The following is a 10,097-nucleotide window of genomic DNA, read 5'->3' as shown; positions in this document are numbered from 1 at the left end:
ATGGGCTGCTTTCAATTGCTGCGCGATGTATCTTGCCTGTTGCGCAAGGCTGGGGAGCTTGATCAGCAACGGTTTAGGACCTTGCCGTCCGGCAGAAACCGGCATCAGCCGCGGTGCGCTGTCTTCGTCTGTTTCGATGGGCGTAAGCAACTGCCTGGCAAATTGACCCGCAAATTGAAGAATTTCCTGGGTATTGCGGTAGTTGATTTTAAGTATGGTGGTTCGCCCTTGTGCCTGGATGCCGACGCTCTTAAAGCTGAAGCGGCGTTTTTCTTTTGTGTGGTAAATGGATTGAACGTCATCATACAGAACCAGCAGTGAATTCGTGCGCGCATCCACCATTTGAACTACCAGTTTGAGCCATTCCGGACGAAAATCATGGCCTTCATCGATCAACACTGCTTCGTATTGTGCGGAAGGAATGAGTTTGTCATCTACCGCGCGGATGAGCCGATTCACCATGTCATCCCAATAACCATCACGCCCGCCATCCCCTTCGGGCAGGTCGACGTGATAAGCCGTGAGCTGGCGGCGGCACCAGGCATGGAATGTATGGACATTGACTTTGCTGCCGATTTCTTTTTGCTGTATCCAGTGTTCGAGGCGTTTGGCAAGTATTTTGTTATAGCAAAGTATCAGAATCGGTTTAGCGCAAACCCGGGCAAGATATTTTGCACGGTAGCCGAGAATCAGCGTTTTGCCAGAACCTGCCACCCCGTGGATGACTCGATGGCCTTCGCCAAGGCTGCGCGCAAGCTGTTCCTGCTGTAAATCCATGACTTGTAAAATATCCGGTAGCTCGCCAACCGCTGCTGCAGCACCATTCAATAGTTCACCCTGTTTTGCAGGTATGCGGATTTCCGGAAACATATGCCAGCGTATCCGATCCATCTGGGGCAAGCTTAGATTGCCATAGCCACCGAGGGTAAACATGTCCCACAAGCGTTGCTGGAACGCTTCCATTTCCACCGATTCAACCATTTCATCCTGACAAATGACGCGGCGAGGCGCTAATACTTCCCCCAAATCAGTGCTGTCAAACTGCTTGCGGCTGATATTGGGGAGCACCACGCCGTACGACCAAGGGAAAAGGAGTTGTCCCTGTTTTTTACCGCTGCTGAAAACCAGTTGCGGATCCCTTTGCAGCATGTCGGCCACTGCCTCAGCATATTGACGGGCTTGCTCCAGCGGATTGCGCTTGTGAATCAATCCTTCGGACATAAGCAAAGTCACATCCGTTTTGGTAATGGTTTGGATGCTGTCCCGTTTCCAGTCCTTGACTTCCAGAATCAGCAAGCCACGTTTTGGGTGCAGCACAATAAAATCCGGATGCCTCATCGATTGACCGATCGGAATGTCGTACCAGCAAAGATAATCATCTTCCAGTTTTGCTTCCAGACGTTGAGCGAAACGTCTTTCACCGGCGGTCATGCGGGAAATGCAACTAGAGTAGCTAGGAATTAAAGTAGTCATGTTGATATTAACGGCGATTATGGCTATCTGTTTAGCAGCTGAAGTATTCCAATTTTCCATGGAAAGGTGTTGGTGTGCAGTAGTTGCATATGACTGCCTGAACGATGATGCATCTTTCGCTATCACTTCAGAATTGGTGGTATTCTAAAAGACAAATTCTAACTTGAAAGATTTCCCGCTTAAATCTCGTGTGAAAGGAGTGCGTTATGGCGATTACACTCAACCATACCATTGTGCCGTGTTTTGATAAGCAGGCATCGGCAGCGCTTTATTGCAGACTATTTGGCTTTAAGTATTTGGGTGAGTTTTCCCGTTTCAGTGTGGTGCGCGTGAATGATACCTTGTGCCTCGATTTTGACAGCAGGGAGAAATTTGAATCCCATCACTATGCATTTAAGGTTTCCGAGCAGGAATTTGATGAAATATTCGAGCGCCTGCAAGCGGAAAAGCTCAAATATGGCAGCGGTCCCGGTGAAGCGGAGAACATGACGATCAATCATAATTATGGCGGGCGCGGGGTCTATTTCCGTGATCAGAATGGACATCTGCTGGAGATGCTCACTGCGGATTATGAAATGCCGCCTCAATAATTGCCGTCACCGAGTAGCTATGCGTTGATCACGTTATCCTGGGTGCTCATGAAATGTGGCAAGCGGAGAGTTTGATTGATGAGAGGCTTATATTTTTTATCATGCAATCTATTCTTGGCAAGGCGACATCTCACCGCATATGGCCAGCAACGAGGTCGTTCTCAAGCTCTGGAGTATGCCCACGAAATTTTTTCGATAGCAGATGATATAGATGATATATCTGCGTTGGCGCCAGTAATCTCTGCCAGAGGCACGCCGCGCAGAAGAGCCATCCAGTACAGCAGCTCCACCATTTCTGCTGCCATGCATGCTGAACAGTTCCTCGGTTCAGAAGGCATTTCCAGTGATTTTGAAGCTGAATCATGATTTTCTGCGGCTTCATCAGTCACAGGCGAGATTAGCTTGGTAATTGCCTGTGTAGCCGCGATATTGTCTGGATTGAGCGTGTTATCGTTGTTGAGTGCTGAAAATGCCATTTCTTTCTCCTTTCGTTAGTGTTTGATCAATAAATGCGTCATAACCCTTCGAGGAGACGCAAGCTTTGATTGGTGATATGTAATCATCTTTGTTGGTCCAGCTTGTGCACTGTGAATTACAAGTGACCGATGATGGTTACAAGATAACTGATCCAGATTTGATCATCTGTGAGAAAGATCACACCAAGTGATCGCTATGGTTCACTCAGCTGTCAATTAATCCGCGGTGAGCTGGTCTCTTAGATTCATGTTTCCTGGAAGCAGCATTGCATACCATGGCTGGAATAGCGACAGGCAGAATCAAGCTCATTGCTAATCTGATTCTGCCATCATTTTTTGTTAGCAATGCTTACATGCCAACTACGCCATCATCTTTACGTGATATCACTACTGTGGCAGAACGTGGACGTGCGCCGCTCGGATTAACCGTTACCGCTTGCTCCCCGGGATGCCCGAAGACTTTGCCATTATCCGGCCAGTTGCTGGTAAAGTTGTTTACACCTGAGCGGTCTCCAGGGTGTTGCAAATTGACAAACAATGATTTGCCATCCGGAGTGGAGACGATGCCGGTTACTTCACAGTCTTGTGCACCGACCAAGAAACGCTTGATCTCGCCGGTAAACGGATTAGCGGCCAGCATCTGGTTATTGCCGAAAGGGCCAGAGCTTTGTTGCGAGCCGCTCATGTCAGTCTGAATCCAGAGGATGCCATTTTGATCGATCCAGAGACCGTCAGGGCTGGCAAAGATGTTATCCTGCGTTAAAGCGGGACCATTTTGCTGCGGCAGAACCTGACTGTCGGCTTCGGGGCCGGCCAGGATGAAAATATCCCAGGTGAATTTGGTTGCCCAGGAGCGATGACCTTCCTCGCGCCAGCGAATAATATGACCATAGGGATTGGGACCCCGTGGATTGGCGGCATCAATCGTAGCGGCATTGCGGCTACTGTTGTTCGTCAGCGTCATGTAGACCTCACGGCTTTGCGGATGCACAGCGCCCCATTCTGGCCGGTCCATTTTGGTAGCACCGACAACATCGGCTGCCAGCCGGGTATTGACCAACACATCAGCTTGATCCATGAAGAAAACACCTTTACTGATGGACATGGCGTGAAAATATGGATCATTGATATCCAGCGCGAGCCATTTCCCCGTGCCGTCATCATTAAAGCGGGCCACATACAGAGTGCCTTCATCCAGGATGTCGCCATTGACATCTTTCCTATAGCGGGCCTTGGTGACGAATTTGTAGATATATTCATTTTGAGAATCGTCACCTGAGTAGAAAACGACAGGTTGACCCAGTTGAGGGGGAGCAAGCCAGCAGCCTTCATGGGCAAATCGGCCCATGGCGGTACGCTTAATCGGCTTGCTGTTGGGATTAAATGGATCGATTTCCACGATCCAGCCCTGTCCGTTGGGCTCGTTACGGTAATCCTCGTTTGCACTGCCGCCTTTTACCGAGGCATCGAAGCGTATGTACTCATCAGCGCCGCCTTGCGCAGTTTCCCAGCGGTAACGGCCATTATTGGTACTGACACCGTAGCGGCTGTGCTCTCGCGCAAGTTCGGTGCGATTGACAAAATAGCCTGCCCAGTTTTCTTCGCAGGTCAGGTAAGTTCCCCACGGCGTATAACCATTACCGCAGTTGTTGATGGTGCCGCGCGTCTCCGTGCCAGCAGGGCTATACTTGGTTTTGACCAGATCGCTGCCGCGCACCGGCCCCCGGATTTCCATCGGTGTGCTTGCGGTGATACGGCGATTGTATCGTCCATTAATGACCTGCCAGTTCCCTGCGCTGTCTTTACTGATTTCAACGATACTGATGCCATGCGCGGCAATTTCCTTTCTGACTTCATCTTCAGGACGTTGTCCAGTAATCAGGCTAGGACCATTGGTGTGCAATACATTCTGATCGACATATTCATGATTGACGACCAGCAGGCCATGAGCATTAGGATTATCCTCAAACGAGAAATAATACATTCCATCATGATGCGCTCCAACTTGCTGTTCCTGATCAACGCCAGAATTGGATGCATCCGGTGCATAGGCCGGGTAGTTTCCGGTTATGGGGGTACCCCAGGGAATTAAGACTTGCGCTTTATAACCGACTGGTATGGTGACAGTATCCGAGCGTGTGACAGGCACGGCCTCGAAACCCAAGGTCGGATTCAAAGTAAATGGCGTATTAGGTGATGGTACAGATTTGGTAGCGGTGGAAGCGCTTGCGGCGGCCTCCGCTTGACCCGTTAGTTCCGGCAAGCCGAACATCCCTGCAACCGCCACACCCAGGCTGCCTGTCAGCATTTGCCGGCGTGACAGTCTTTTTACAAGTATGGTCGAAAAATGTGGGTTGTCCGAATGATTGCTTTCTGCAATATCGTTATCATTCATATTTCTCTTTGCCTCAAATAGGTGTAAGAAGCAAAGAGTTATAAACGAGGAAAATGTTATTTTTGTGACATTTTTGTAAAAAAAAGATTGCGAACGCGCGATAAAGGAACACTTGCGTTATAGTTTTCGTCTTGTACGGTAATAAAGACTTAGTGCTGCTGCACCCATTTCAGAGCATGGTTAATATTTTGTCAGTTTTCTCCGCTCATGCCATATTCGACTGCTGTTTTGACAAAGAAAACGTTGATGTCTTCTTCACGTAGCCGGGTAAACATGCGTTCAGCGTCTGCTGCACTGAGCGCCATCGTCACTTCAATGGGCTGATCACTCAGCTCGAAAAAATGCGCTGAATGGAGTTTGCCGTCATGACCAAATCCTTCGGTAGCGGTAATCAAGGTGGCTCCGCTGATGCCAAGCTGGCGTGCTTCCCGCAATAACCATTCACCCAAAGGTAAACCATTATGCTGGCGGGACTGGTTGGTGTAAAAAGTCAATTGATAACCGTGCATGCTCATTTTTCCTGAAATTTAAGCATTCCTGTAGAGTGATATTGTCGCTAACCCAAGCATCGTCATCAACAATGATCCCATCACATGTAAACCGATGGAGCCTGCTGCCCAGAGTAACCGTCCTTGTTGTATCAGTGTCATGGTTTCTGCGGAAAAGGTGGAGAAAGTGGTCAGTCCGCCCAGGAAGCCAGTAATGATGAACAAGCGCCATTCAGGGGCTAGTTCGGGATGATTGGCAAAAATGGCAAGTGCCACACCAATCAGATAGCCGCCAATGAGATTGGCGATAAGCGTTCCTGGAGGAATGGTTGGAAATAGCGCATTGAGCGAGCTTCCCAGGAGCCAGCGAAGTACGGCGCCCAGCGATGCACCGAGGCAGATGGCGAAGATGGAATGAAACATTAGTTTGAATGATTGCAAGTGATGATTAATTTGCCAGAGCTTACAGACAATATGCTGGACCGCTATTAAATCCCGATTGAGTGCGTGAGCCAGCATGGTGCTGACGATATGTTCATTATTTATAATTATAGCGGTGTTATCCAGAAGTTGATGAGTTCACTTTATTTCTCAAATGATTAACATTTTGCGTACCATACACGATCGCTGGCAGAAAGCCAGAATGGTGATGATGTTTGTTACACCATATCAGCGGCAAGTCACTTTTAGTCTAATTGCATTGTTATTCACGGCAATGATCATGCTTTCAATCGGGCAGGGTATCCGCTTGCTGATCGATCGTGGCTTGGCTACTCAGTCGGTTGAACTGCTGACGCAGTATATGGTGATTTTTATTTTGCTCATTGTCGCGTTGGCAGCCGGCACGTTTACCCGCTATTACTGGGTGACTTGGCTGGGGGAACGTGTGGTGGCAGACATCCGTTGCAAAGTATTTGATCATTTAATCAATTTGCATCCTGGTTTTTTTGAAGCTAATCGTAGCCTGGAAATTCAGTCACGCTTGACTGCGGATATGACCTTGCTGCAATCCGTCATTGGATCTTCTGTTTCTGTTGCCTTGCGCAATCTGGTGATGCTGCTGGGAGGGGTAGTCTGGTTGTTTATCACCAATGCCAAACTGACAGCGCTGGTGCTGATCAGCGTGCCACTGGTGGTGGCGCCCATTTTGCTGTTTGGACGCAGAGTGCGGCAGCTGTCCCGGCAAAGTCAAGACAGGATCGCAGCAGTGGGCGCTTATATTGGCGAGATTCTGGGGCAAATAAAAACCGTACAAGCCTATAACCATCAAGAGATCGACAAGCACATTTTTCATCACCATGTCGAGGATGCTTTTGCGATCGCCAAGCAACGCACCATGCAGCGTGCTTTATTGATTACCGTGGTGATCATGCTGGTGTTTGGCGCGGTGGGTCTGGTGCTTTGGGTGGGTGGCATGGATGTGATTGCAGGGCAAATCAGTGGCGGTGAATTGGCAGCATTTGTGTTTTACAGCGTTATTGTCGGTTCTGCAGTGGGATCGATCTCGGAGGTGCTGGGAGAGCTGCAGCGTGCTGCAGGGGCCGCTGAGCGTACCGTGGAATTATTGTCTGCTCCCAGCCAGATCATCTCCCCAGCCAGCCCGTTACCCTTGCCGCTTGTAGCAGGTCAGATTGAAATCGAGCGATTGTGTTTTGCCTATCCCTCGCGTCCTGAGATACCCGCTATCAATGAATTGTCACTGACCATCAAAGCGGGTGAGATGCTGGCCTTGGTCGGCCCGTCAGGTGCAGGCAAGTCGACTTTGTTTGATTTGCTGCTACGCTTTTTTGATCCCCAGTCTGGTTGCATAAGGTTAGAAGGCATCGATATCCGCCACTTGGAGATTAACGCTTTGCGAGCATGTTTTGCGCTGGTATCGCAAAATCCGGTGTTATTCTATGGCAGTATCGGCGATAACCTTCGTTATGCCCGTCAGGAGGCAACAGATGCTGAAGTGGAGGCCGCCGCCAAAGCAGCCTATGCGCATGAGTTTATCGTTAATCTGCCGCAAGGGTATCAAACACATTTGGGGGATGCTGGATTGGGATTGTCCGGTGGACAGAAACAGCGAATTGCCATCGCTCGTGCGATCTTGGCAGATGCACCGATTTTGCTGCTGGATGAAGCGACTAGCGCATTGGATGCGGAAAGTGAACGCTGGGTGCAGCAAGCGTTGTCCCGCTTGATGACACACCGCACCACGATAGCGATTGCGCATCGTTTGAGCACTGTCAAATCAGCGGATAGGATTGCGGTGCTCAATCAGGGACGATTAGAAGCGCTGGGCACGCATGCTGAACTGATGATCACCAGCGAGTTGTATGCGCGCTTGGCTTCGTTACAGTTTCAGTTGCATGAATGAGTAGCAGGGTGCTCGGGGTGCGCTCTATATGCTAACTTTGCCACTTTTCAGCCAATTTTCCTTACTGCGCCGGGACTGCAAACTTCGCATGCCGGATCTTTCTTCAGAGTGATGGTGCGCCATCGCATGGTTAAGCCATTGAGTAGTAGCAAGCGGCTATTGAGTGTTTCGCCAATACCCAGCAAAACTTTGATCGTTTCTGCTGCCTGAATGCAGCCTATGATGCCAGCGAGTGGTGCAAATACGCCCAGTACGGCGCAATTGGGATCATCATCTTCACCAGAAACGGGAAAAAGACAATGGTAACAGGGGCTGCTGGCATGACGCAGATCGAACACCGAAACCTGGCCATCAAAGCGCACCACCGCACCCGAGATCAGAGGTTTTTTATGAATCAGGCAAGCTTGATTGATAGCATGACGAGTGGCGAAATTGTCGCTGGCATCGACTACTGCATCAGCGGAAGTAAGCAGATGCAACAGAAGCTGTTCAGTTACCTGCTCCTGTAAGGCTAGAATTTCGATCTCGGGATTGATATGATGCAGTGTTTTCTGAGCAGAAGCTGTTTTGGGTTGACCGATTGCGTCAGTGTTGTGGATGATTTGCCGTTGCAGGTTAGTAAGGTCAACGTGATCTTTGTCGCAGATAACGATTTTTCCGATACCGCTGGCTGCAAGATACAAGGCAGCAGGGGAGCCAAGCCCCCCCGCACCGATGATTAGTACGCATGATTGCGTTAACTTTTCTTGTCCCCGTACATCAATCTGGGGGAGCAAAATATGACGGCTGTAACGCAATAGCTGATTGTCATTCACGATCCTCCCGCCTCACTTTCTCAGCTATTGCTTGTTGTATTTCAGGAACTGGCTGCTTTTTTAGCAGTTTTTGTAGGCTTTCTTTTTGCATTTGCCTCGATACCCTTCAGATGCTCGATCGCTCTGGTGAGTAACAGATCATCACTCGAGCCAAACTCCATGGGAGCGCTCTTTTTCTTATTGGTAGATTTTTTGCTTTTGGGTTTATCTTCTGAACCATTCGGTTTTTGTACGCTGGCAGCATCGGCTCCATTGTTTTCATCATTTTTGTTACTACGCAAATGCCGACTAAGATCTGATTCACGCAATTGCCGGGATGCATCGTCTGTTTCATCAATAATATCCGGCGTAATACCCTTCGCCTGGATGGATTGTCCATTAGGCGTATAGTAACGTGCTGTGGTCAGCTTGATTGCGGTATTGTTACCAAGCGGCAGAATGGTTTGCACCGAACCTTTGCCAAAGGTCTGGGTGCCCATGACGAGGGAACGCTTGTGATCCTGCAGCGCACCTGCAACAATTTCAGAAGCTGAAGCAGATCCCCCGTTTACCAGGGTAACCATGGGTACCGTCTTGATTGCTGATGGTAATTCAGTCAAATAATCTTTACCTGGACCACGTAGATAATATTCAGGACTCGCCATGAGGCGCATTTTTGCATCGCTGGTGCGGCCTTCAGTATAGACGACGAGCGCATTGGCCGGTAGAAAGGCAGCTGAAACGGCTACGGCGCTATTTAGCAAACCGCCAGGATCATTCCGCAAATCAAGCACAAGTCCCTTCATCGGAATTTTGCTTTCTTTGAATAGCTTTTCGATTGCTTGTGCTAAATTTTCCCCTGTGTGTTCCTGAAATTGTGTCACACGCAAATAGCCATAGCCAGGCTCGACTAACTTTGCTTTGACGCTTTCGATTTTGATGATGGCGCGGACCAATGTGAATACCAGCGGCTCAGCTTCACCTTCCCGCGCGATCGTAAGTGTAATCGAGGTGTCAGGCTTGCCGCGCATGCGTTTGATAGCCTCGTTGAGCGTCATACCTTTAACTGCGGTATCATCCAGTTTGATAATCAGATCACCTGTTTTGATGCCTGCCCGGAATGCTGGCGTATCCTCAATCGGTGAAATGACTTTGACCAAACCATCTTCCATAGTAACCTGAATACCGAGTCCGCCAAATTCGCCTTGTGTGCCGATTTGCAGTTCCTTATATTCCTCGCTGTCCAAATAAGCAGAATGCGGATCTAAGCCAACCAGCATGCCATTGATGGCTTCGGTGATAAGTTTTTTGTCATCGACAGGCTCAACATAATCGCTTTTAATGCGACCAAATACTTGGGTGAAAGCGCGTAACTCTTCGATAGGGAGAGGAGGCAGCTCGGCTTTGAGTGCTTTATCAGCTCCAGCGGAAAAGTTGAGACTGATCATCACTCCGGCCGTAACACCGAAGAGGATTAAACTAAGTTTTTTAACAAAATTATGCATCACGTATTCTCCGC

The 10,097-nt window shown here is 49.1% G+C and carries 9 protein-coding genes; 2 read left to right on the top strand and 7 right to left on the bottom strand.

The window, feature by feature from the left end; all coding sequences use genetic code 11:
- Positions 1-1,431 (bottom strand): DEAD/DEAH box helicase (locus J5I83_RS14440; RefSeq protein WP_304057423.1); only part of this gene is annotated, 1,431 nt, incomplete at its 3' end.
- A 248-nt stretch (positions 1,432-1,679) separates the two neighbouring features.
- On the opposite strand from J5I83_RS14440, the gene J5I83_RS14435 reads away from it, so the two are divergent.
- Positions 1,680-2,063, top strand: a complete 384-nt coding sequence (locus J5I83_RS14435; RefSeq protein WP_304057421.1) for a VOC family protein — start codon at positions 1,680-1,682, stop codon at positions 2,061-2,063.
- A gap of 161 nt (positions 2,064-2,224) precedes the next feature.
- Here J5I83_RS14435 and J5I83_RS14430 read toward each other — a convergent pair whose 3' ends face one another.
- From J5I83_RS14430 to crcB, 4 genes are all read right to left on the bottom strand, one after another.
- On the bottom strand, positions 2,225-2,539 hold the full coding sequence (locus J5I83_RS14430) for a hypothetical protein (RefSeq protein ID WP_304057419.1): 315 nt from the start codon (positions 2,537-2,539) through the stop codon (positions 2,225-2,227).
- A gap of 349 nt (positions 2,540-2,888) precedes the next feature.
- Positions 2,889-4,934: a PhoX family phosphatase gene (locus J5I83_RS14425; RefSeq protein WP_304057417.1), complete on the bottom strand. Its 2,046-nt coding sequence runs from the start codon at positions 4,932-4,934 to the stop codon at positions 2,889-2,891.
- A gap of 191 nt (positions 4,935-5,125) precedes the next feature.
- The gene (locus tag J5I83_RS14420) at positions 5,126-5,443 is read right to left on the bottom strand and encodes a DUF190 domain-containing protein (RefSeq protein ID WP_304057414.1); all 318 of its coding nucleotides are present in this window, start codon (positions 5,441-5,443) and stop codon (positions 5,126-5,128) included.
- 18 nt (positions 5,444-5,461) lie between these two features.
- Positions 5,462-5,845 carry a fluoride efflux transporter CrcB gene (gene crcB / locus J5I83_RS14415; RefSeq protein WP_304057411.1) on the bottom strand — a complete coding sequence of 128 codons (384 nt, stop codon included), beginning with the start codon at positions 5,843-5,845 and terminating at the stop codon, positions 5,462-5,464.
- 172 nt (positions 5,846-6,017) lie between these two features.
- On the opposite strand from crcB, the gene J5I83_RS14410 reads away from it, so the two are divergent.
- A complete protein-coding gene (locus J5I83_RS14410; RefSeq protein WP_304057408.1) occupies positions 6,018-7,784 on the top strand; it encodes an ABC transporter transmembrane domain-containing protein in 1,767 nt (588 codons plus the stop codon).
- Between the two features lie 47 nt (positions 7,785-7,831).
- Here J5I83_RS14410 and J5I83_RS14405 read toward each other — a convergent pair whose 3' ends face one another.
- A complete protein-coding gene (locus tag J5I83_RS14405; RefSeq protein ID WP_304057406.1) occupies positions 7,832-8,599 on the bottom strand; it encodes a HesA/MoeB/ThiF family protein in 768 nt (255 codons plus the stop codon).
- 41 nt (positions 8,600-8,640) lie between these two features.
- Positions 8,641-10,083 carry a S41 family peptidase gene (locus J5I83_RS14400; RefSeq protein ID WP_304057404.1) on the bottom strand — a complete coding sequence of 481 codons (1,443 nt, stop codon included), beginning with the start codon at positions 10,081-10,083 and terminating at the stop codon, positions 8,641-8,643.
- Positions 10,084-10,097: the final 14 nt, after the last annotated feature.

Source organism: Nitrosomonas communis (genome assembly GCF_024102715.1).
Taxonomy (GTDB): Bacteria; Pseudomonadota; Gammaproteobacteria; order Burkholderiales; family Nitrosomonadaceae; genus Nitrosomonas; species Nitrosomonas communis_B.
The sequence above is the reverse complement of the archived record's forward strand: the minus strand, read 5'-3'. Positions and strand labels throughout refer to the sequence as shown.

Excerpts from the sequence above, each read along its gene's own strand:
- J5I83_RS14425 (WP_304057417.1), bottom strand. The coding sequence starts at position 4,934 with ATGAATGATAACGATATTGCAGAAAGCAATCATTCGGACAACCCACAT.
- J5I83_RS14410 (WP_304057408.1), top strand. The coding sequence starts at position 6,018 with ATGATTAACATTTTGCGTACCATACACGATCGCTGGCAGAAAGCCAGA.
- J5I83_RS14430 (WP_304057419.1), bottom strand. The coding sequence starts at position 2,539 with ATGGCATTTTCAGCACTCAACAACGATAACACGCTCAATCCAGACAAT.
- crcB (WP_304057411.1), bottom strand. The coding sequence starts at position 5,845 with ATGTTTCATTCCATCTTCGCCATCTGCCTCGGTGCATCGCTGGGCGCC.
- J5I83_RS14435 (WP_304057421.1), top strand. The coding sequence starts at position 1,680 with ATGGCGATTACACTCAACCATACCATTGTGCCGTGTTTTGATAAGCAG.
- J5I83_RS14420 (WP_304057414.1), bottom strand. The coding sequence starts at position 5,443 with ATGCACGGTTATCAATTGACTTTTTACACCAACCAGTCCCGCCAGCAT.
- J5I83_RS14400 (WP_304057404.1), bottom strand. The coding sequence starts at position 10,083 with ATGCATAATTTTGTTAAAAAACTTAGTTTAATCCTCTTCGGTGTTACG.